Annotated in this window: 22 protein-coding genes and 1 pseudogene; 7 read left to right on the forward strand and 16 right to left on the reverse strand. The window is 57.8% G+C overall.

The window, feature by feature from the left end; translation table 11 throughout:
- From ACKWJN_RS15735 to ACKWJN_RS15765, 7 genes and pseudogenes are all read right to left on the reverse strand, one after another.
- Window positions 1–68 (reverse strand): annotated as a pseudogene (locus ACKWJN_RS15735) (acyl carrier protein); the annotation flags it as partial.
- Between the two features lie 82 nt (window positions 69–150).
- Window positions 151–900: a 3-oxoacyl-ACP reductase FabG gene (fabG, locus tag ACKWJN_RS15740; RefSeq protein WP_408598476.1), complete on the reverse strand. Its 750-nt coding sequence runs from the start codon at window positions 898–900 to the stop codon at window positions 151–153.
- A 6-nt stretch (window positions 901–906) separates the two neighbouring features.
- Window positions 907–1,857 carry an ACP S-malonyltransferase gene (gene fabD, locus ACKWJN_RS15745; RefSeq protein ID WP_408598478.1) on the reverse strand — a complete coding sequence of 317 codons (951 nt, stop codon included), beginning with the start codon at window positions 1,855–1,857 and terminating at the stop codon, window positions 907–909.
- 36 nt (window positions 1,858–1,893) lie between these two features.
- Entirely contained in the window at window positions 1,894–2,895 is a 1,002-nt protein-coding gene (locus ACKWJN_RS15750; protein WP_408598480.1) for a beta-ketoacyl-ACP synthase III, read from the reverse strand.
- Window positions 2,896–2,907: 12 nt separating this feature from the next.
- Window positions 2,908–3,942 (reverse strand): phosphate acyltransferase PlsX, encoded by a 1,035-nt coding sequence (plsX, locus tag ACKWJN_RS15755; RefSeq protein WP_408598482.1) that lies wholly within the window; start codon window positions 3,940–3,942, stop codon window positions 2,908–2,910.
- 71 nt (window positions 3,943–4,013) lie between these two features.
- Complete coding sequence (gene rpmF / locus ACKWJN_RS15760; RefSeq protein ID WP_100146447.1) at window positions 4,014–4,196, reverse strand: 50S ribosomal protein L32; 183 nt, start codon at window positions 4,194–4,196, stop codon at window positions 4,014–4,016.
- Window positions 4,197–4,297: 101 nt separating this feature from the next.
- On the reverse strand, window positions 4,298–4,678 hold the full coding sequence (locus ACKWJN_RS15765) for a YceD family protein (RefSeq protein WP_408598484.1): 381 nt from the start codon (window positions 4,676–4,678) through the stop codon (window positions 4,298–4,300).
- 184 nt (window positions 4,679–4,862) lie between these two features.
- On the opposite strand from ACKWJN_RS15765, the gene ACKWJN_RS15770 reads away from it, so the two are divergent.
- A complete protein-coding gene (locus ACKWJN_RS15770; protein ID WP_408598486.1) occupies window positions 4,863–5,450 on the forward strand; it encodes a Maf family nucleotide pyrophosphatase in 588 nt (195 codons plus the stop codon).
- On the forward strand, window positions 5,450–6,217 hold the full coding sequence (locus ACKWJN_RS15775; protein WP_408598488.1) for an SAM-dependent methyltransferase: 768 nt from the start codon (window positions 5,450–5,452) through the stop codon (window positions 6,215–6,217). Before ACKWJN_RS15770 ends, ACKWJN_RS15775 begins: the two co-directional genes overlap by 1 nt.
- Window positions 6,218–6,260: 43 nt before the next feature.
- Here the strand turns inward: ACKWJN_RS15775 and ACKWJN_RS15780 are convergent, their stop codons facing one another.
- From ACKWJN_RS15780 to ACKWJN_RS15795, 4 genes are read right to left on the reverse strand one after another with little or no spacing between them, the layout of a single operon-like run.
- Complete coding sequence (locus ACKWJN_RS15780) at window positions 6,261–7,238, reverse strand: S49 family peptidase (protein WP_408598490.1); 978 nt, start codon at window positions 7,236–7,238, stop codon at window positions 6,261–6,263.
- A 31-nt stretch (window positions 7,239–7,269) separates the two neighbouring features.
- A complete protein-coding gene (locus ACKWJN_RS15785) occupies window positions 7,270–7,641 on the reverse strand; it encodes a Rieske (2Fe-2S) protein (protein WP_408598514.1) in 372 nt (123 codons plus the stop codon).
- A gap of 7 nt (window positions 7,642–7,648) precedes the next feature.
- On the reverse strand, window positions 7,649–8,314 hold the full coding sequence (locus ACKWJN_RS15790) for an HAD family hydrolase (RefSeq protein ID WP_408598492.1): 666 nt from the start codon (window positions 8,312–8,314) through the stop codon (window positions 7,649–7,651).
- 5 nt (window positions 8,315–8,319) lie between these two features.
- Window positions 8,320–9,333, reverse strand: coding sequence for an RluA family pseudouridine synthase (locus ACKWJN_RS15795; RefSeq protein WP_408598494.1), 1,014 nt, complete (start codon window positions 9,331–9,333; stop codon window positions 8,320–8,322).
- 228 nt (window positions 9,334–9,561) lie between these two features.
- Between ACKWJN_RS15795 and ACKWJN_RS15800 the strand changes: the two genes are divergently transcribed.
- A complete protein-coding gene (locus ACKWJN_RS15800) occupies window positions 9,562–9,756 on the forward strand; it encodes a hypothetical protein (RefSeq protein WP_408598496.1) in 195 nt (64 codons plus the stop codon).
- Window positions 9,757–9,868: 112 nt separating this feature from the next.
- A complete protein-coding gene (locus tag ACKWJN_RS15805; RefSeq protein ID WP_408598498.1) occupies window positions 9,869–12,784 on the forward strand; it encodes an Rne/Rng family ribonuclease in 2,916 nt (971 codons plus the stop codon).
- 23 nt (window positions 12,785–12,807) lie between these two features.
- Here ACKWJN_RS15805 and ACKWJN_RS15810 read toward each other — a convergent pair whose 3' ends face one another.
- The 4 genes from ACKWJN_RS15810 to hemC are packed head-to-tail and all read right to left on the reverse strand — an operon-like array spanning window position 12,808 to window position 16,880.
- Window positions 12,808–14,109 carry a heme biosynthesis protein HemY gene (locus ACKWJN_RS15810; RefSeq protein WP_408598500.1) on the reverse strand — a complete coding sequence of 434 codons (1,302 nt, stop codon included), beginning with the start codon at window positions 14,107–14,109 and terminating at the stop codon, window positions 12,808–12,810.
- Between the two features lies 1 nt (window position 14,110).
- Window positions 14,111–15,193 (reverse strand): uroporphyrinogen-III C-methyltransferase, encoded by a 1,083-nt coding sequence (locus tag ACKWJN_RS15815; protein WP_408598502.1) that lies wholly within the window; start codon window positions 15,191–15,193, stop codon window positions 14,111–14,113.
- Complete coding sequence (locus tag ACKWJN_RS15820) at window positions 15,190–16,008, reverse strand: uroporphyrinogen-III synthase (RefSeq protein ID WP_408598504.1); 819 nt, start codon at window positions 16,006–16,008, stop codon at window positions 15,190–15,192. The genes ACKWJN_RS15815 and ACKWJN_RS15820 overlap by 4 nt, the downstream gene beginning before the upstream one ends.
- The gene (gene hemC / locus ACKWJN_RS15825) at window positions 16,005–16,880 is read right to left on the reverse strand and encodes a hydroxymethylbilane synthase (RefSeq protein ID WP_408598516.1); all 876 of its coding nucleotides are present in this window, start codon (window positions 16,878–16,880) and stop codon (window positions 16,005–16,007) included. Before hemC ends, ACKWJN_RS15820 begins: the two co-directional genes overlap by 4 nt.
- A gap of 177 nt (window positions 16,881–17,057) precedes the next feature.
- Between hemC and argH the strand changes: the two genes are divergently transcribed.
- The gene (gene argH, locus ACKWJN_RS15830) at window positions 17,058–18,512 is read left to right on the forward strand and encodes an argininosuccinate lyase (RefSeq protein ID WP_408598506.1); all 1,455 of its coding nucleotides are present in this window, start codon (window positions 17,058–17,060) and stop codon (window positions 18,510–18,512) included.
- Window positions 18,512–18,988: a DUF2127 domain-containing protein gene (locus tag ACKWJN_RS15835; RefSeq protein WP_408598508.1), complete on the forward strand. Its 477-nt coding sequence runs from the start codon at window positions 18,512–18,514 to the stop codon at window positions 18,986–18,988. Before argH ends, ACKWJN_RS15835 begins: the two co-directional genes overlap by 1 nt.
- 67 nt (window positions 18,989–19,055) lie before the next feature.
- Here ACKWJN_RS15835 and ACKWJN_RS15840 read toward each other — a convergent pair whose 3' ends face one another.
- Entirely contained in the window at window positions 19,056–19,286 is a 231-nt protein-coding gene (locus tag ACKWJN_RS15840; RefSeq protein ID WP_408598510.1) for a hypothetical protein, read from the reverse strand.
- Window positions 19,287–19,518: 232 nt separating this feature from the next.
- On the opposite strand from ACKWJN_RS15840, the gene ACKWJN_RS15845 reads away from it, so the two are divergent.
- The coding region (locus ACKWJN_RS15845; protein WP_408598512.1) for an alpha-hydroxy-acid oxidizing protein at window positions 19,519–20,054 on the forward strand (536 nt) is incomplete at its 3' end.

Genomic DNA, 20,054 nt, shown 5'->3' on the forward strand with positions numbered 1-20,054 from the left:
ACTTGTGACTCTTCCACGCCAAGTTGTTCGGCAATGATTTTTTTGACACGTGCTTCGATATCGCTCATGGGGTCCCTCAGAGGGTTGTGAATAAGTCCGCAATTTTAACCGGGCGGACACACCGTTTTGAAACCTTCGGTTTGAGTTGTCTCAAACCATGAACATGCCACCGTTGACATGCAGTTCTTGACCCGTGACGTAAGACGCATTGGCACTGGCCAAGTAAGCCACGGCATGGGCCACATCCGACGGTTTGCCCAAATGTCCCAGGGGGATTTGGGACAGCAGGGCTTTTTGTTGTTCTTCGGGCAAGGCCGCGGTCATATCCGTTTCTATGAAGCCTGGCGCCACGCAGTTCACGGTGATGTGTCGACTGCCTAGCTCACGAGCCAATGCGCGGGTCATGCCAGCAACGCCAGCTTTGGCGGCCGCGTAATTGGCTTGACCTGGATTGCCAGAGGCGCCCACCACGCTGGTGATGTTGATGATGCGGCCATAGCGCTGTTTCATCATTGGACGAATCACGGCACGCGAAAGACGAAATACAGCCTTGAGGTTGGTGTCGAGCACCGCATCCCAATCGTCATCTTTCAGGCGCATGGCCAGCATGTCACGGGTGATGCCGGCGTTGTTGACGAGCACATGCAGGGCACCACGCTCTTTGGTGATGCCATCAACCAAGGCCTCAATCGCCGCCGCATCGTTGACATTCAAATTGGCACCCTTGCAGCCAGGGTAAGCCGACAAGGTGAGGCTGATCTTGGCTGCACCTTCGTCGCTGGTGGCCGTGCCGATGACGGAAAAACCTTGCTGGGCTAACAATTGGGCAATCGATGCACCGATACCTCGCGAGGCACCTGTCACCAAAGCCACTTGGGGGGTCGTGTGTTGTTCACTCATATGCATTCAGGCCAAGGCCGTTTTTACGTCCGCTAAAGATGCCGGATCCAGCAAGGGCAAACCGGTCAATTCCGGGTCAATGCGTTTGGTCATGCCCGCGAGGACTTTTCCGGGCCCACACTCCACCAAGGTAGAGATCCCACGGGCTTTGATCGCAGCCACACACTCGACCCAGCGAACCGGGCCAAACGCCTGACGGAACAAGGCGGCGCGAATGCGATCTGGCTCGGTTTCCACCATGACATCGATGTTGTTGACCACCGGTATTTGCGGCGCAGCAATCCGAGTGTCCGCCAGCTTTTCCTTCAAGCGATCTGCGGCAGGTCGCATCAAGCTGGAGTGGAAAGGGGCAGAGACAGGTAAAGACAAAGCCCGCTTGGCACCATGGGCTTTGAGGACTTCACAGGCTTTCTCAACGGCAGCTTTGCTGCCCGCAATCACAGTTTGACTGGGGTCATTGAAGTTCACAGCCTCCACCACCTCGGCAGAACCCGCACCGAATGTTGCCTGGGCCTCCAGGCAACCGGCAATGACCTTGCCGGCCTCCAAACCCAAAATAGCGGCCATGGCGCCCGTACCGACGGGCACGGCCTCTTGCATCGCTTGGGCCCTGAAGCGGACCAACGGAGCAGCTTGGGCCAGTGTCAAAGAACCCGCGGCCACCAGAGCTGAATACTCGCCCAGAGAATGACCGGCCACCACAGACGGTGACGCACCGCCTTCAGCCAACCACACACGGTAAGCCGCCACAGCGGCCACCAACATCACCGGTTGGGTGTTGGTGGTCAAGGCCAACGCTTCTTTAGGTCCCTCATGGATCAACTTGGCGATGTCCTCGCCCATGGCGTCAGATGCCTCAGCCAATGCCTGTGCGACCACCGGGTGATCGCCCCAAGCGTCCAACATGCCGACAGACTGAGAACCTTGACCCGGAAAAACAAATGCAAATGGCTTCATAAATCTATGCTTGGTTTGATACACCCTTCAGGGGGATTACAACTTGAGCAGCACCGCACCCCAAGTGAACCCGCCACCCACACCTTCGAGCATGAGCGTTTGCCCAGGCTTGACTTGGCCACTGCGCACAGCCTCGTCCAATGCCAAAGGAATGGATGCTGCAGATGTATTGCCGTGGTTGTGGACGGTCAAAACCACCTTGTCCATGGACAGTTTGAGTTTTTTGGCCGTGCTCTGAATGATCCGAATATTGGCTTGGTGTGGAATCAACCAGTCGATGTCTGATTCTTTCAGTCCTGCCTTGTTCAAAGCCGCATGTGCAGCCCCCTCCAACAAGCCGACTGCCAGCTTAAAGACCGCCTGTCCATCCATCTTAAGAACAGGGTCTCCCAAAATTTCTCCACCTCGCACATGGCCTGGCACGCACAAAATGCCAGCGTGCTTGCCATCGGCATGGATGTCGGTGGCCAAAATTCCAGGTTGATCAGAAGCTTCCAGTACCACCGCACCCGCGCCATCGCCGAACAAGACGCAAGTGGTTCGATCTTTGAAGTCCAAGATGCGCGAGAACACCTCTGCACCGACCACCAATGCACGGTTGGCCGAACCGGCTCGGATCATGGCATCCGCCACGGTCAGCGCATAAATAAAGCCACTGCACACCGCTTGCACATCAAACGCAGGCGCGCCTGCAATGCCCGCCGAAGCTTCGTCAATTTGTGCCAACTTGTGCTGCAAGATGCAAGCCGTGGAGGGAAAGACCATGTCCGGGGTGGACGTGGCAACAATGATCAAATCAACGTCTTGGGGTCGACGACCCGCAGCAGTCAAAGCGTTTTTTGCCGCCTCAAAGGCCAAGTCACTGCTGCCCACCTCTGGGGCAGCAAAGTGGCGCGCATGAATGCCCGTGCGTTCAACAATCCAATCGTCCGAAGTTTCGACGCCTTGTGTCGCCAATTCCGCCACCAAATCTGAATTGGTCAACCGACGTGGGGGGAGAAAACTTCCGGTGCCGGTAATTCGGGAAAAACGGGTCATTGATCAGAGGGCTCAAGCGCTGGCTTCGGCAGATTGCGCAAAGGCCAGCAGTGGAGCGGCATGGGCAATGCGCGTTCGCACACGTTCAAGCAAGTTGTGATGAGCCGCATCATACGCCCGGTTCAATGCCGTCTCAAAAGCCACTTCATCGGCAGAACCATGGCTCTTGAAAACAATACCATTCAAACCCAGTAAGGCTGCCCCGTTGTAACGGCGGTGATCGACTTTGTCTTTGAAGTCGGAGAGCACAGGATAAGAAAAAATAGCGGCGATTTTGGTGAAGATATTGCGAGTAAAAGAATTTTTAAGCGTTTCACTGATTTTGTGCGCCAATCCCTCGCTGGCTTTGAGGGCCACATTCCCCACAAATCCGTCACATACGATCAGATCGACCGTGCCTTGGTAAATGTCATTGCCTTCGACATTGCCATAGAAATTCAAATCACCGGAGTTGGCAGCAGATCGAAGCAATTCGCCCGTTTTTTTGATGATTTCATTGCCTTTGATGGCTTCTTCACCAATATTGAGCAGTCCCACCGACGGGCTTTCGATGTCATCGAGCACCGAAACCAGGGCCGATCCCATCACCGCAAATTGGAGCAAATGATCGGGCGTGCAATCGACATTGGCACCCAGATCGAGCATGGTGGTGCCGCCCCCCTTGAAATTGGGCATTCGTCCTGCAATCGCAGGCCGATCGATGCCATCGATGGTTTTGAGCACATAGCGCGCAATCGCCATCAATGCACCGGTATTCCCTGCAGATACCACCGCTTGGGCAAAGCCACCCTTGACCTGCTCAATGGCCACGCGCATGGACGAGTCTTTTTTGCGACGCATGGCCACTTCGACCGAATCATCCATGGTCACCACCTCTGAAGCAGCAACCACCTGAGCACGGGGATGGACAAAAGACGACAAATCCTCTGGCAAGCCAACCAGCAAGAGCTTGGCTTGCGCATGCGTCTCTAAAAAGCGACGGCATGCAGCGAGGGTCACGCGTGGCCCATGGTCACCGCCCATGCAGTCAACAGACACAGTGATCATGCGAAGTCTCGTGAAAAAAACAAAAGCCCGAGGCGCTTACAGTGCCACGGGCCTATGTGTATCAAAGTCAATCAGGCTTCTGATTTGCTTTTGAGCACTTTGCGACCACGGTAAAAACCTGTGGGGCTGATGTGGTGACGCAGGTGAGTTTCACCGGTGGTGGGCTCAACAGCAGTGCCAGGAACGTTCAACGCATTGTGCGAGCGGTGCATGCCGCGCTTGGAAGGAGATTTTTTGTTTTGTTGGACAGCCATGGTTGGCTCCTGAACGTGAAAGTGGGTTGATCATGGGGCCACAAACCAACTCAAGGCCAGTGTGACACGAAGCCCACGATTATAGACCAAGTCACTGATTTTCAGGCCTTGCCTATTTTCAAACTTGCCAAAGCAGCAAATGGGTTGGGTTTTTCGGTGGAAACGTCAACCTCTTCATCTCCAGAAGTTGGTGCTCGCTCACTGGTACAAGCTTCATGCATAGGCACGATGGGCATGGCCATGAGCAATTCATCTTCCACCAAAGCCAACACATCAAAGTCGCGGCTGAGCACCAGCACATCCTCTTGAGACTCCTCGTCTTGGGCCAAAGCAGTCGCCTCATCGGCGACAAACCGAAAGTCTTGGTCCAGGCGCAAAGCCAAACTCACCGATCCCAAACAACGCTGACACGTCAGAGGAACATGGGCTGTTGCGTCCAAATGCAGCCAAGCCGCATCTGCGCCTGAGGGTGAAGTCTTCATCGCGCCTTGGACGGACCACACCACATCGCCCGTCACCTCTCCCACACAATCCTGAGCAATTCGCTCAAATTGTGCGAGCGGCGTCTCTCCAGACAAATGTGTCTGGGCTTTCGCAAAAGCCTTGACATCAATGTGCGGTGCATTCAATTGGTTTTCCATCTGGGCAGTGTAAGAGAATTGCACCATGCAAAACTCTCATCGCGCCCTGATTTTGGGCTCTACCTCGCGCTACCGCCACGAACTGTTAAGCCGTTTGCGGGTCCCATTTGAAGTGGTCGCACCGCATGTCGATGAAACGCCTCTGCCTCATGAATCGCCCCAGGCTTTGGCCTGTCGATTGGCCTTGGCCAAAGCCAAAGCCGTGTCGGTCTTGCATCCGCAGGCTGTGGTGATCGGCTCGGACCAAGTGGCCGATCTGGCGGGCGAGCCCTTGGGTAAACCTGGCATCCATGTGCGGGCCGTGGAGCAGCTGCAGCGCATGCGAGGTCAAACGGTGGTATTTCAAACGGCAGTTGCCGTCGTGTGCGAGGCTTCAGGCTTTGAGCAGTGCGAACTCGCTCAGGTCAAGGTCGAGTTTCGCAACTTGAGTGATGCGGAAATTGAAGCTTATTTGTTGGCTGAGCAACCTTATGACTGCGCAGGCAGCGCCAAAAGCGAAGGCTTGGGTATCAGCTTGCTTGAGGCGATTCATAACGACGACCCGACCGCCTTGGTTGGCTTGCCGCTGATCAGAACCTCGCGCATGTTGCGAGCGGCGGGCGTAGAACTGTGATGTCAACGCTCCCCACATGGGGCACCTTGTACTTGGTGCCTACGCCTCTCGATTTTGGCTGTGACAGCCAAGCGCCCCTCAGCGATGTGCTGCCTCAGGCCACCCTGCAAGTGGCAAGTCAGACCACCCACTGGATCACAGAAAACGCCAAAAGCACCCGTGCTTTTTTGAAACGCGTCGACTCTGTGCTGCCCTTGGCCTTGCCTGTGCAGCAACTCACCATCACCGAGCTGCCTCGCGAAGTCCATAAAAAAGGCGACCATGCGGGCCAATTTGATGCCAAGCCGCTCCTCAAAACAGCCTTGACAGGACAAGACATCGCCTTGGTGAGTGAAGCCGGCATGCCTGCCGTGGCTGACCCCGGCTCATCCGTTGTCAGAGCCGCCCTTGAATTAGGCCTGCGCGTGGTGCCCTTGATCGGCCCAGTGTCCTTGTTGTTGGCTCTGGCCGCCAGTGGATTGAACGGGCAAAACTTTGCTTTTGTGGGCTATCTGCCCCAAGACGCCACAGCGCGCACCCAACGCATGCGGGAGCTCGAAGCACTGGCCCTCAAAACAGGACAGACCCAGCTTTTCATTGAGACACCCTACCGCAATCAAGCCCTCTGGGAGGGTTTGCTTCGGGGCTTACACAGCAGCACCCGTCTGGCCCGCGCCAGCGGTTTGACACTGCCAAGCATGGACGTCAGTTGCCGAAGTGTTCAAGCTTGGCGAAACGAGCCCAGTGCCATTTCGGGTCAGCCCACCGTATTTGCCATCGGCAAATGACAAAGGCTCCACCAGGGAGCCTTGGTTGGGTTCGTTTGACCACTCAGCGCAAGGGTTGCACCCGTTGCAGCGCATGCACCGCACCCTCGCCAATGGCAGCGCCAAAGCGTTTGGCCAAACGCTCAGCCACGTTGTCGTGGCGGGTGTAGTCGATGATGTCTTCAGCTTTGACAATTTCACGCGCCACATAGTCCAAATTCCCTAGGCCATCGGCCAGGCCTAAGTCAACCGCTTGTTGACCACTCCAAAACAAACCACTGAACAACTCAGGCGTTTCTTTCAAGCGTTTGCCGCGCCCCTCACGCACCACCTGGATGAACTGCTGGTGAATTTGATCCAGCAACGTTTGAGCATGCGCACGTTGAGGTTTGGTTTGCGGGCTGAAAGGATCCAAGAAGCCCTTGTTCTCGCCTGCCGTCATCAATCGGCGCTCCACACCCAGCTTATCCATCAAACCCGTGAAGCCAAAACCGTCCATCAACACGCCAATGCTGCCCACGATGCTGGCCTTGTCGACATAAATTTCGTCGGCCGCCACCGCGATGTAGTAAGCCGCCGAAGCACAAGACTCCTCCACCACAGCGTAAACCGGTTTGTTGTGCTTTTTCTTCAAACGATGGATTTCGTCGTTGATGATGCCGGCTTGGACAGGGCTTCCACCAGGAGAGTTGACCAACAACACCACAGCTTGGGAACCCTCATCTTCAAAGGCCGTTCGCAATGCCGTGACGATCCATTCCGCGCTGGCATCGGCACCATCGGCAATTTCACCCTTGATCTCGACCACCGCAGTGTGCGGTTGGCTCGGATTCGTGCCCCCCATGCCACCTTTGTGCAAGCCAGTCCAAAACAGTGCCACAGCAAAGAGCAACCAAGCAAAGCGGAAAAAGATACGCCACCGCCGCGCAGCGCGTTGCTCAGCCAAAGTGGCAAACGCCAAGCGTTCCAAGGCTTCGCGTTCCCAAGTCGACTTTGGGCTGGAGGGTTCTGGGGCTTGCTCAGAGAAATAAGGGTCAGACATGACGGCTTCTTTGCGAAAAATAAATCAGAACTCAGAACAAAAATTCAAAGGGCTTGAGGTTGTAAGCAGTATGCCAGTGCACCACGCCACTGGATTCTGTGAGGTCAATTTTCACCAAACCACCTCGGCACGGGCCGCCTGCACATGCGCCTGTGTCAGGCGCATAAGCGGCGCCGTGAGTGGCACACAGCAACCACTGGCCGGTGTCATCGAAGAGTCGGTTGGCTTGAAAATCCATCTCCATCGCCACGTGACTGCAGCGGTTGAGGTAGGCATGGACGCGGCCTTGAAATCGCACGGCAAACGCTCGGCACGTTTGGCCCGCATACACCACGTCAAAAGGCACTGCGAGGCCGCCCTCCACCAAATCCATGCTTGAGCAAAGCGCCACCTGCGCTGGCATGTGTGAATCAGGCATGGGACAACAACCAATCGTGCAACTCCCCCACCGAATGCGCTACAAAACGCGGATTCAAAAGCTCGAATTGGTCGTGGGCATGAGCCCCGTAGCTCACGCCCACACTGGCGCATCCTGCATTGAGCGCCATCTGCAAGTCATGGGTGGTGTCACCAATCATCAAGGTGCGTTCAGGCGCAACGCCAAATTCACGCATCAATTCATGCAGCATGAGAGGGTGCGGTTTGCCCGCAGTCTCATCGGCTGTGCGAGAACCATCAAACACGCCTTTCAACTCAGACGAGTGCAAGGCCTCATCCAAACCGCGTCGGCTTTTACCCGTGGCGACCGTCAACCAATGGTGTCTTGCACGCAGCGCCTCCAACATGGGCAACACGCCGTCAAACAAGGCAATGTCATCCATGTGCTGCATGTAATGGAAACGGTAACGCGCATTGAGCAAGGGGTACTCAGATTCAGGCACATCAGGTGCGGCATGCGCCAGCGCAGGCATCAAGGCCATGCCAATCACATACGAGGCGGCCTCCTCACTCGGCATGACCCCGCCCACATCCACCACCGCGCGTTGAATGCACCGGGTGATGATTTGGGTGGAATCGAACAAAGTGCCATCCCAATCGAAAGCAATCAAATCAAATTGACGGGGTCGCAAAGTCATGGCTTTCAGAAATCTTCGGGTTGAGATTGGATGCGCGGCTGAATGGAATCCACGAAGTGTTGCAACTCAGGCGGCAACGGCGCTTGTAAAGTGATGGGGCGTGCACTTTGCGGATGCTGAAATTTAAGCTGCCACGCATGCAAAAACATGCGCTTGAGCCCCAGCTTTTGCAATTGTTTGTTTTGCTCAAAGTCGCCGTATTTGTCATCTCCGGCAATCGGGTGGCCTTGGCTGGCCAGGTGCACGCGAATTTGATGGGTGCGACCGGTCTTGATGGTCACCTCCAGCAAAGAGTAAGGGCCCACCGTTCGCGCCACCCGAACCAAGGTGACAGAACGCATGCCGTTCGGGTCATCCTTGCCCACCACCTTGACGCGCCGCTCTCCCTCACCATCGCCTTTTTCCACAATGTATTTGTGCAAAGGCGAATCGATCACTTTTTTATTCGATGGCCACAGCCCGAGGACCAGGGCCAAATAAGTCTTGCCCGTCTCGCGGTCGCGAAATTGATCTTGCAGATGCTTGAGTGCGCTGCGCTTCTTAGCCACCAGCAAAACACCCGAGGTCTCGCGGTCCAAGCGGTGCACCAACTCCAAATTCAAACTCGCAGGCCGAGCCCGACGCAACTGTTCAATCACGCCAAAGCTCACGCCGCTGCCCCCATGGACCGCCACACCTGCAGGCTTGTCAATGGCGATCAAGGCTTCGTCCTCCATCAGCACCGGGAACTCACGTGCCGGTGCTGGGTTGTCGACCTTGGCCGCGACTTGCGCCGAAATACGCACCGGGGGCAGACGCACCAAATCCCCTGCCACCACCCGCTGGTCCGCCGTGGCACGGCCTTTGTTCACCCGCACCTCACCCGAACGAATGATGCGGTAGACATGTGTTTTAGGCACGCCCTTGAGGTGGCGCATCAAAAAATTGTCCAACCGCTGACCCGCCGAGTCTTCGTCAACAGCGAGGGTTTTCACCGAGGGGGCTTCGGCAGGGGTGGCTGCCTCTATAATGTTATTCACCAGCGTTTTGTTCTAAGTGCTTGATTTAACTGAGATTAGAGCACGGACCAACAAACGCGGTGAGGTCGATGCCCCTTTTGTGCCTGCGACGCAGACCCAGTACCCAAGAGACTGGATGGCCCGCACCCCAAAAGATGAGCCGATGCTCAGAAAACACTGAAACGGAATACCCCCAGTTGTTGAAGCTAGAACGGCTTCAACAACGGATCACAGCGAGAAGCAAGCCTCATGGTTTTGGTAATGATGATGTTGGAACTCTGCACGCAATGGCTTTGGCCTTTGCAAGCGCGCAGCGTGGCACGCATTGCCATTCCCCTCTGGTCAAGCCCGGCCCTCCGTGTACCCGCCATACCCATGGCGCACGCACAACCCGGCACACGACTCGCCCCCATCCACGCGCCCACCCACCGTCGCCAGCGTTAATACGCGAATGGCTTCGGTTTCAGCGGCAATTCCCTTCGTTTTCTGACGTTTGTTCCGGCATCGTTGGCCCGTCATGGGCCTGTGATGATTTGACAACGTGAAGGAATGCATCATGAAACGGATGCTGATCAATGCAACCCAGGCTGAAGAGCGTCGCCTGGCCATCGTCGATGGACAAAAACTGCTCGACTACGAAATCGAAATTGAAGGTCGCGAACAGCGCAAAGGCAACATCTACAAAGCCATCGTGACACGCGTCGAGCCGTCGCTCGAAGCTTGCTTCGTCGATTACGGCGAAGACCGCCACGGCTTTTTGCCATTCAAAGAAATCTCCAAACAGTATTTCGCCCAAGGCGTCTCTGTCAGCCAAGCGCGCATCCAAGACGTGATCCGCGAAGGCCAAGAGTTGCTGGTTCAAGTCGAGAAAGAAGAACGCGGCAACAAGGGCGCAGCCCTCACCACCTTCGTCTCCCTGGCCGGCCGCTATGTGGTGCTGATGCCCAACAACCCACGAGGTGGCGGTGTAAGCCGTCGCATCGAAGGCGATGACCGCGCGGAACTCAAAGAAGCCATGGACCAGTTGGAATACCCCAACGGCATGTCCATCATTGCCCGCACCGCAGGCATTGGCCGCACCGCACCCGAATTGCAGTGGGACTTGAACTACCTGCTCAAGTTGTGGACGGCGATTGATGGCGCAAGCAAAACCAAAGGTGCCTTCCTGATCTATCAGGAATCCAGCTTGGTGATTCGCGCCATTCGTGACTACTTCAACAACGACATCGGTGACATCCTGATCGACACCGACGACATCTACGACCAAGCACAGCAGTTCATGGCCCACGTCATGCCCGAGCATGCAGCCCGCGTGAAACGCTACAGCGATGACACACCGTTGTTCAGCCGTTTCCAAATTGAACACCAAATCGAATCGGCCTACGCCCGCACAGTCACCCTGCCCTCAGGCGGCGCCATTGTGATTGACCACACCGAAGCCTTGGTTTCGGTCGACGTCAACTCTGCCCGCTCCATCAAAGGGGGTGACATCGAAGAAACCGCCACCCGCACCAACCTGGAAGCCGCTGACGAAGTGGCCCGTCAGATGCGCTTGCGCGACTTGGGCGGCCTGATCGTGATCGACTTCATCGACATGGACGAGTCACGCAACCGCCGCGACGTGGAAAACCGCTTGCGCGATGCATTGCGTCAAGACCGGGCCCGTGTGCAATTTGGCACCATCAGCAAATTTGGTTTGATGGAAATGAGCCGTCAGCGTCTGCGCCCGGCTCTGTCCGAAGGTGCCTCGATCCCTTGCCCACGCTGCGGTGGTTCAGGCCACGTACGTGACACCGAAAGTTCGGCACTGCAAATTCTGCGGATCATCCAAGAAGAGTCGATGAAAGACAACACGGCCGCGGTTTACGCCCAAGTGCCGGTGGAAGTCGCGTCCTTCTTGTTGAACGAGAAACGCACCGAGATCGCCAAGATCGAATTGCAACAGCGCCTCAACGTGCTGCTGGTTCCCAACAAGTCATTGGAAACACCCAACTACAAGTTGGAACGACTCAAGCACGACGACCCGCGCCTCGACCGCATCGAGCCCAGCTACAAAATGGTTGAAGTGGTGGAAGACCCCACCGCCGTGACACGTCGCTCACAAGAGCCCACCAACAAGCAAACGCCGGTCATCAAAGGTGTGCTGCCCGATGCGCCCGCCCCGGTGGTAGAACCCAAACCTCCCGCAGCCCCCAAAGCTGTGGTTGCTGCACCTGCCCCCAAAGCGACGCCTCCAGTGGCTCAAGCCGAAAAGGGCTTCTTTGGCTGGATCAAAGGTTTGTTCGGTGGCAGCGATGCCGCACCAGCAGCTCAACCTGTCGAGACGAAGCCTGAAGAAAAGAAAGACGGACGACGCGATGGCCGTGGCCCACGCGGCGAAGGTCGTGGTGAAGGCCGCAATGAAGGCCGAGGCGAAGGTCGCGGACGCGGCGGCCGTGGGGGTCGTGGCGGCGATCGTGCAGAGCGCGGCGAAGGCCGTGGTGAACGCACCGAACGCGTTGAAGGTCGCGCAGAAGGACGTGCTGAGGGCCGCAACGCAGAGCGCGGCGAAGCCCGTACGGGTGAGCGCCAAGAGCGCAATGGCGAACGCACGGACAACCGCACCGATCGCGGTGGTGAGCGCGCAGAGCGCGGTGAGCGTGGTGAAGGCCGAGGCCCGCGCCAGGAGCGTAACCGTGGCAACCGTTCCAGTGCGGATGGCCAACAAAACAGCCGCCAACCCGAAGCTACCGTGGGCCTTGACGACAGCCCCGAAGCCCAAGCTGAGATGCGTGCCAAGGCTCGCACCGAGCGCATGGCCCGCGAAGAGCGCTCAGGCGAACCACAAGCGAGCGGCGATGCAGCGCGCAACGAAGGCCGCCGCGAACGCAGCCCACGTGGCGAAAATCGCCGGGGTGAGCGTCCTGCTCGGTTGGACGAACAAGCCGATGCACAAGGCACACTGCCGTTGACTGAGCCAGATGCGCCATTGGCGCCTGCGGGATCACAAGCCAGCGAGGACAACGGTGGCGAACGTCCACGTCGTTCCCGTGACCGCTATGGCCGCGACCGCCGTGAACGTGGCGATCGCGCTCCGCGTGAAGAAGTTCTGGCGACCGAAGGTCAAGCCTCAGAAGCGCAACAGGCACCGCGCGACTTTGCACCACGACACGACGCAACCCATGCGCCGGAAACTAGCCAACGCATGTCAGCACCTGCGGCCATGCCTCAGGCGGCGCCTGCCCCGGCAGCCTCCTCTGCACCGCGTGGCATGCCTCGCGTGCAACCGTTCACCCTGGTGTTGACGGACTTGGAGGCGATTGCCCAACACAGTGGCTTGCAGTGGGTCAACTCCGACGCAGAGCGCGTCGCAGCGGTTCAAGCAGCCATCGCTGCAGAGCCCAAACCTGTCCACATTCCCCGCGAGCGTCCTGTGCCGGTGGTGTTGGATGAAGGTCCCTTGGTGCTGGTGGAGACACGCAAAGACCTGTGAGGTCTTTGTGAAGAGCCGCTGAATTAAGCGGCTGCTACCTCAGCGGCGCGTTTCCAGTACATCTGGGCACGCGCCGTTTCTTCTTTGTGCTCAGCCAATTGCGCCAAGGTGCGCCACGCTTGGCGCTGCAACTCGGCATCGGTGAGCTGAGGCGCTGCCAACTCCAGCATTTGCTGAGCCTTGCCCCATAAGGCATGCTGCCAACACACCATGCCAGCCAAATACTGCAGTTCAACCCAACGGGGATACACCTGACGGGCGCGGTCGATGCTGGCCAACCATTCGGCATCGGCAGGCATGCGTCCCAAGGCGTGTGACAACAACTGCACCACCCGCTGGCGGATCGCGGGCGTGCAGCTGTCGGCCTGCTGCACCATGCGGTTCCAAAGAGGCGTGAGCCATGGCATCACCGACTCGGCTTGACCGCTCAAATACAACATGCGTTGCGCCGCGTGCAGCACCACCTCAGGCACAGCTTGCTCGTTGGGCTCCAAGGCGTCCCACGCTCGCTGCAACTGAGCGCTGTCATGCGCATCGTTCAGGCTGGCGATGGCCAATTCACGCACCAAACTGTGGGCCGCAGTGACGGCAAATGCGCCATGCTTGGTCAGCAGACGCGCCGTCTCCAAGGCCAAGGCATATTGGCGGTTCAAACGCGTGGCTTTCAAACGCATGCGCAAGCTGAGTGTGCGCCGAGCCGTGCCCAGCGGCAGGCTGTCCAGCCAGTGCAAGGCTTGGGGTGCATCTCGGTCGCTGAGTGACCAACGGGCAGCGCCCAATTTGGCGGCGTCCAAAGCCTCGCGCATGGCCTCGCCGGGATGCTGCTCGGCCAGCGCAAGCGCCGATTGAAAATGCATGTCGCGACCTTCACGATCACGCAAAGCTTGCGCACTCTCGGCCGCAATCAAATGCGCCAAAGCTCGCAGTTGCAGGGCGTGGCGCGGCGCCGGGTCGGCCAGGGTGCGGGTGGCCGCAAGCAACTCTTCAAGTTGCAACACCTGTTGGGCTGACTTGACGGCACGCAGGTAACGCCCTGACATCCACTGCGTCAGCGCCTCCAGAAACGCGGCGTGCATTGCACGCTCTTTTTGCTGCAGACGCCAGCGACGGGCTTGATGCGGCAAGTCGAGCAAAGCCGACAAAGCGCGCCAAGCCAAATGCACGGTGATGAACACCAACACCAACACAGCCAGGGCCAAGTTCAACGACACATCCAGGCGATAAGGCGCCCAAAACACGGTCACCGTGCTTTGGTTGCCACCCGCCAACAAAGCAGACGCCACCGCCACACCAAACAAGGCCACCAACCAAAGTGCGGCTCTCATCTCAACGCCCCGCCGCGGCCGTGGTGAGCGCAGCCAAGCTGTCGTCCACTCTGGGCAGTTCAGTTTGTTTGGCTTGCGCCAAGACATCGCGCGCCAATGCCAAAGTGGTTTGGCCTTGTCGACTTTGGGTGTCAAAGTATTGCGTCACATCGCGGATCACCAAATTCAAATCCGAACGCACCACATCAAAGTGACGCGCCAACAAACCCAAGCGCACATTCAATATGCGCAACTTGAGGTTTTCACGCACAAAGTAACTTTGGTCAGGGGCCAACAAACTGGCCTCGGGGCGGTCCACGCGGCTGATCCGGATCAAACCCCGCACGTCATCCCAGACGCCAGCCAGTGTGTACTCCCACCAACTTGCGCTGATGGCACTGGCCCAGCTGTTTTCTGGCTTGGCCAGCACCGGTTTGTTGACCGCGGCAACACCCACCGCATTGAGCAAGGGCAGGTTGTCCACGGCATTGACCAGTTCATCGAGCTTGATCAACAGACTGGGCGTGTCCGTCACCGCTGTGGCTTTGATGCGTTCGATGTCGCGCGTGAGTGCCCGCAACACCGGCGCAAGTCGGGGCTGAGCCACCTTGGTCAACCGCTGTTCGGCCGACTTCAACGCAGCCAACAAAGGTTGCACACTGCCTGTGAGTTGCGACTGCTGTTGGGCCAAGCGCAGCGCCGACTCGATATCCACCACCAGGTTCTCATCGCGTGAACGCGACAAGCTTTGCATCAGCTCTTCCAGTTGGCTGCGTTGCAAAGACACTTCGCTGAGCTTGGCATCCGTCACCGCCAAACGCGCAGCAGTCTCGCGCGCCAACTCCTCGGCTTGCTTGGCACTCAAGCGGGCTGCCACCGCTTGGCTGCCACTGTCCGCACTTTGACGCGCCAATTGCTCTTGAATGCCCGACAGCTTGAACCACATGGCGCCAACCCCGACCGCGCCAATCAAGGCCAGCACGCCAATGCTGCGTGTGACCCACAGCGCTGCAGAGGGGGCAAATACAGGCGAACCCAGCTGAGCCTCGTGTGCAGGCTTGGCGTGGGATGGATTCAGGGGTGCTTCGACATGCTCAGGCTTCATGCCAACGATTCTAATGAGGCCAACACATCGGCCAGCACGGGCCGCGCCACCCGCACTTGCGCAAAACCCAAGGCCTGTGCGGCTTGGCCAATGCGCGCGTGGGTCACGATGCAGCGCGCACGCGACCAGTCCTGCGCAGGCAAATTGAGTTGGAGGTGGACCAAGGCCTGGGAACTGCTGAAACACCAGACACTGCCATCGGTTGCAGCCAGCGCAGCCTCGCGGCACTGTGCCACTGTCCAAGTTGGGGCTTGGCGCTGGTAAGCCACCACAAAGTGCACAGGCACCTCAACACTTTGGAGTTGCTGTGCCAGCCAATCACGGCCAAATCCAGTGACATCGGCGTCAGGTGCAAGAACTTGGGGACCGGCGTCACGACCCCGCACAATCAGCACCGGCAGGCGAGGGGCCACCCGCGCATGGACCTCTTGCCACAGCGCTTCCGAATCGAATTGACCAACCTGGTCGCTTGGACTGTCCATCAGCTCGGGGGGCACACCCGCTTTGAGCAGCGCTTTGCGGGTACCTGGGCCGGTGGCCCAGCAGCGTGTGTGGACGTCTCGCCAAACATGGCGCTCAGGCTGGCGCGCAAAAAAGTAGCGCACAGCAGGGGCGCTGACAAACATCACCGCCTGCCATTGCCGCCAGCATGACCAGGCCTGGTCCATCGGCTTCACATCAGGCACTGGGGCAATGTCAATCAGTGCCAACGCCTGCGCGTCGTGGCCCGCATTTTTCAAGGCCGCAACCCAGACAGGTGCATCGCTGGCCGGACGGGTGATCAAAACACGCACAGCACCCGCCGTTCGCTTCAAGCCGCGCCTTGAGCTTGCAGTTGGGCGGCCACTGACTCTCCCAACGCACGCGCCAAAGACTGTGCTTGGGGGTCATCGCGGTCGAGCGTCAATGCGCCTTCGGCACGCAACAGCACTGGCGCACCCAGCGGATCGCCCCAGGCAGCTTGCAGGTGCAGCACACCCTCACGCCATGTGGCATGAGCGGCCAATGGCATCGAACAGCTGCCGCCCATGGTGCGACTCACAGCACGTTCAGCCGTCACAGCCAACCAGGTGGTGGCGTCGGCCAGTGGTGCCAAGGCTTGGGCCACTTCGGGATGGGCGCTGCGCACCTCGATGCCCAAAGCGCCTTGACCGGCAGCCGGCAGCATCTCGGTGGTCTCAAAGATATGGCGAATGCGTTCCCCCAGGCCCAGTCGCTTCAAGCCCGCGGCGGCCAACACGATGCCGTCGTACTGGCCCTCGTCCAACTTGCGCAAGCGGGTGTCCAAATTGCCACGCAATGGCTCAATCTTCAAATCGGGACGCAAAGCACGCAGCAACACCGTGCGACGCAAACTGGAGGTGCCCACCACCGCACCTTGCGGCAAGTCGTTGAGGCTGGCGTAGCGCGCAGATACCCAGGCATCACGTGGGTCTTCACGGGTCATCACGCATGCCAAGTCAAAGCCCAAGGGCAAATCCATCGGCACATCTTTGAGCGAATGAACGGCCAAATTGGCACGGCCTTCCTCCAGCGCCACCTCAAGTTCTTTGACAAACAAACCTTTGCCTCCCACCTTGCTGAGTGAGCGATCCAAAATTTGGTCACCCTGCGTGGTCATGCCCAGCAAAGTCACGCTGTGACCCAACTCCTCCAGCAAATCTTTGACATGGTGTGCCTGCCACATGGCCAAACGGCTTTCGCGGGTGGCAATGATCAGGGAAGTTTGGGGGAATGGCAGGTGGGACAAAGCTGCAAACTCGCTGTGAGTGAAATTTGAAAAAACTTGGCACAAATGGTAGCAGGCGCGCCTGAAGACCCGCTGTCTGGGCCCTGCCATGGCGGGACCGATAAAATCACACCCATGTCCTCCCAAAACCAACTCGATACAAAGTCCCAGGCCTGGTCGGCCCTGTTTTCCGAACCCATGAGCGAGTTGGTCAAACGCTACACCGCCAGCGTGTTCTTTGACAAACGCCTGTGGCAAGCCGACATCACAGGCAGCCTGGCCCACGCGGACATGCTGGCGCATCAAGGCATCATCGGCACACAAGACTTGGCCGACATCCAACGCGGCATGGCACAGATTTGGACCGAGATTGAAACAGGCCAATTCGAATGGAAGCTGGACCTTGAAGACGTGCACCTCAACATCGAAGCCCGCCTGACCCAACTGGTGGGCGATGCGGGCAAACGCCTGCACACCGGGCGCAGCCGCAACGACCAAGTGGCCACCGATGTGCGTCTGTGGCTGCGCGGCGAAACCGACCTGATCATTGACTTGCTCAACGCGCTGCAAAAGTCTCTGGTCGCCGTGGCCGAGAAAAACGTCGAGGTCATCATGCCCGGCTTCACCCACTTGCAAGTGGCCCAACCGGTGAGCTTTGCCCATCATTTGCTGGCCTATGTAGAAATGTTTGCGCGTGATGCCGAACGTTTTGTGGACGTCCGCCGCCGCACCAACCGCTTGCCGCTGGGCTCTGCCGCACTGGCTGGCACCACCTACCCACTGGACCGCGAGCGCGTGGCTCACACCTTGGGCATGGTGGACGCCACTGGCATGGCACAGGTGTCGCAAAACAGCTTGGACGGCGTGAGCGACCGTGACTTTGCCATCGAATTCACCGCTGCCGCCGCGCTGTGCATGGTGCACATCAGCCGCCTGAGCGAAGAGCTCATTTTGTGGATGAGCCAAAACTTTGGCTTCATCCAAATTGCCGACCGCTTCACCACCGGCAGCTCCATCATGCCGCAGAAGAAAAACCCCGATGTGCCCGAACTCGCCCGTGGCAAAACCGGGCGTGTGGTGGGGCACTTGATGGGCTTGATCACCTTGATGAAAGGCCAACCGCTGGCCTACAACAAAGACAACCAAGAAGACAAAGAGCCTTTGTTTGACACGGTGGACACCCTCAAAGACACCTTGCGCATCTTCAGCGAGATGGTGGGCGGCCAAGTCAACCCAGCCACCGGACTGAAAGAAGGCGGCATCACCGTCAACCCCCAAGCCATGGAGGCTGCCGTTAAAAAAGGCTACGCCACCGCCACCGACTTGGCCGACTATTTGGTGAAAAAGGGCCTGCCCTTCCGCGACGCCCACGAAACCGTGGCCCACGCCGTCAAAGCTGCCACCAGCCACAACTGCGATCTGTCTGAGCTGCCGCTGCATGTGCTGCAAAGCTTTCACGCCTCGATCGAAAAAGATGTGTACGACTGCTTGAGCCTGCACGGCTCCCTCAACGCACGCAACACCCTCGGCGGCACCGCCCCCATGCAGGTGCGTGCGCAAATTGCGCGCCATCATCAGCGCCTTGCCTGATGACAGGTGACAAAGCACAGCGAGGCGCTCTCCACGCCATTGCGTGCTTTGAAGCCATCAAGGGTGTGGCGGCATCGGCTGTTTTGATTGGCGTGCTGGACCTGCTTCACCACGATGTCCGGGCTTTGGCGATGGCCCTGATTGGTCGCTTTGGCCTCGACCCGCAAGCGCACTACCCCTCCGTGCTGCTGCACTATGCCGAGTTGTTGCCCCATGCCGATGTCCAGATGCTGGTCGTCCTCGGCCTAGCCTATATTTCGCTGCGCTTCGTGGAAGCTGCAGGGCTTTGGCTTGGCAAAGCATGGGGCGAGTATTTGGGTGCCTTGTCGGGCGGCATCTACATTCCGTTTGAAGTGATTCACCTCATGCGTGAACCGTCTGCCCTCAACTTAGGTGTGGTGCTGCTCAATGTGCTGATCGTGGGTTACTTGACCCATGTGTTGTGGCAACGTCATCAAGAACGCACGGCTTCATGACCCACTTCCAACGGTGCCAATACAACGGTGTCCACTGCTTTGCCTGTGACATCGCTGCACATCCCGTTCAGGTGCTGTTTTTTTTCTGAACGTCTTTCAAATGTGCACGGTGCGAAGAGGAAGCATGGTCCCATTTGAACAAGTCTGGGTGCTTTTGCATGACCACTCGGATCACTTGACTCGACTCCATGGCGGTCAAGCCATAGGCTTTCTTCAATGACTCTCGAGTCACGAAACCATGTTGCGTGGCGACGTCGACAATCATCTGGAAACTTTTTTGGAATTCTTTGTCATCCATGGTCAAAAGTATTTGAAATGCTTCAAAGCCGTCGTTCAATAATTTTTTTAATTTTATAATATTCACAGATCATTTTTGATTTTTTCACCAAAATCCAGGCTCACTGGCATGACAAAACGCTCATCCAGACCGCCGGGTAAATCGAAAATTTTTCAATCTCACTGTCCCATTCATCACAAGCCAAGAGGCGACTGACCGCTAGGATCTTGGTTTTAAGAATTCGGAGACCTCCATGCCCGTGATCACCAACATCGAAGACTTGCGTGTTTTGGCCCAAAAGCGTGTGCCCCGCATGTTCTACGACTACGCCGATTCAGGCAGTTGGACCGAAGGCACCTACCGCGCCAACGAAAGCGACTTCCAAAAAATCAAACTGCGTCAACGCGTGGCAGTCAACATGGAAAACCGCAGCACGGCCACCCAGATGGTGGGCGTGCCCACCAAAATGCCCGTGGCCATTGCGCCTGTGGGGCTGACTGGCATGCAGAGCGCCGATGGCGAAATCAAGGCCGCACGGGCCGCCGAGAAATTTGGCATTCCTTTTATTTTGTCGACCATGAGCATTTGCTCCATCGAAGACATTGCCGAACACACCAGCACACCTTTCATGTTTCAGCTCTACATGATGCGCGACCGCGAGGCCATGGCCAACATGATCGAGCGCGTGCGCCAAGCAGGCTGTAGCGCCTTGGTGCTCACGCTGGACTTGCAGGTGATTGGCCCTGTCTCTTATACACATCTGACGCTGCCGACGAAGCTAGAAGTGTA

The sequence above is a fragment of the Limnohabitans sp. genome (assembly GCF_046052825.1).
Classification (GTDB): Bacteria; Pseudomonadota; Gammaproteobacteria; order Burkholderiales; family Burkholderiaceae_C; genus Limnohabitans.

Excerpts from the sequence above, each read along its gene's own strand:
- fabG (WP_408598476.1), bottom strand. The coding sequence starts at position 900 with ATGAGTGAACAACACACGACCCCCCAAGTGGCTTTGGTGACAGGTGCC.
- fabD (WP_408598478.1), bottom strand. The coding sequence starts at position 1,857 with ATGAAGCCATTTGCATTTGTTTTTCCGGGTCAAGGTTCTCAGTCTGTC.
- ACKWJN_RS15750 (WP_408598480.1), bottom strand. The coding sequence starts at position 2,895 with ATGACCCGTTTTTCCCGAATTACCGGCACCGGAAGTTTTCTCCCCCCA.
- plsX (WP_408598482.1), bottom strand. The coding sequence starts at position 3,942 with ATGATCACTGTGTCTGTTGACTGCATGGGCGGTGACCATGGGCCACGC.
- rpmF (WP_100146447.1), bottom strand. The coding sequence starts at position 4,196 with ATGGCTGTCCAACAAAACAAAAAATCTCCTTCCAAGCGCGGCATGCAC.
- ACKWJN_RS15765 (WP_408598484.1), bottom strand. The coding sequence starts at position 4,678 with ATGAAGACTTCACCCTCAGGCGCAGATGCGGCTTGGCTGCATTTGGAC.
- ACKWJN_RS15770 (WP_408598486.1), top strand. The coding sequence starts at position 4,863 with ATGCAAAACTCTCATCGCGCCCTGATTTTGGGCTCTACCTCGCGCTAC.
- ACKWJN_RS15775 (WP_408598488.1), top strand. The coding sequence starts at position 5,450 with ATGTCAACGCTCCCCACATGGGGCACCTTGTACTTGGTGCCTACGCCT.
- ACKWJN_RS15780 (WP_408598490.1), bottom strand. The coding sequence starts at position 7,238 with ATGTCTGACCCTTATTTCTCTGAGCAAGCCCCAGAACCCTCCAGCCCA.
- ACKWJN_RS15785 (WP_408598514.1), bottom strand. The coding sequence starts at position 7,641 with ATGCCAGCGCAGGTGGCGCTTTGCTCAAGCATGGATTTGGTGGAGGGC.
- ACKWJN_RS15790 (WP_408598492.1), bottom strand. The coding sequence starts at position 8,314 with ATGACTTTGCGACCCCGTCAATTTGATTTGATTGCTTTCGATTGGGAT.
- ACKWJN_RS15800 (WP_408598496.1), top strand. The coding sequence starts at position 9,562 with ATGGTTTTGGTAATGATGATGTTGGAACTCTGCACGCAATGGCTTTGG.
- ACKWJN_RS15805 (WP_408598498.1), top strand. The coding sequence starts at position 9,869 with ATGAAACGGATGCTGATCAATGCAACCCAGGCTGAAGAGCGTCGCCTG.
- ACKWJN_RS15810 (WP_408598500.1), bottom strand. The coding sequence starts at position 14,109 with ATGAGAGCCGCACTTTGGTTGGTGGCCTTGTTTGGTGTGGCGGTGGCG.
- ACKWJN_RS15815 (WP_408598502.1), bottom strand. The coding sequence starts at position 15,193 with ATGAAGCCTGAGCATGTCGAAGCACCCCTGAATCCATCCCACGCCAAG.
- hemC (WP_408598516.1), bottom strand. The coding sequence starts at position 16,880 with ATGTGGCAGGCACACCATGTCAAAGATTTGCTGGAGGAGTTGGGTCAC.
- argH (WP_408598506.1), top strand. The coding sequence starts at position 17,058 with ATGTCCTCCCAAAACCAACTCGATACAAAGTCCCAGGCCTGGTCGGCC.
- ACKWJN_RS15835 (WP_408598508.1), top strand. The coding sequence starts at position 18,512 with ATGACAGGTGACAAAGCACAGCGAGGCGCTCTCCACGCCATTGCGTGC.
- ACKWJN_RS15840 (WP_408598510.1), bottom strand. The coding sequence starts at position 19,286 with ATGGATGACAAAGAATTCCAAAAAAGTTTCCAGATGATTGTCGACGTC.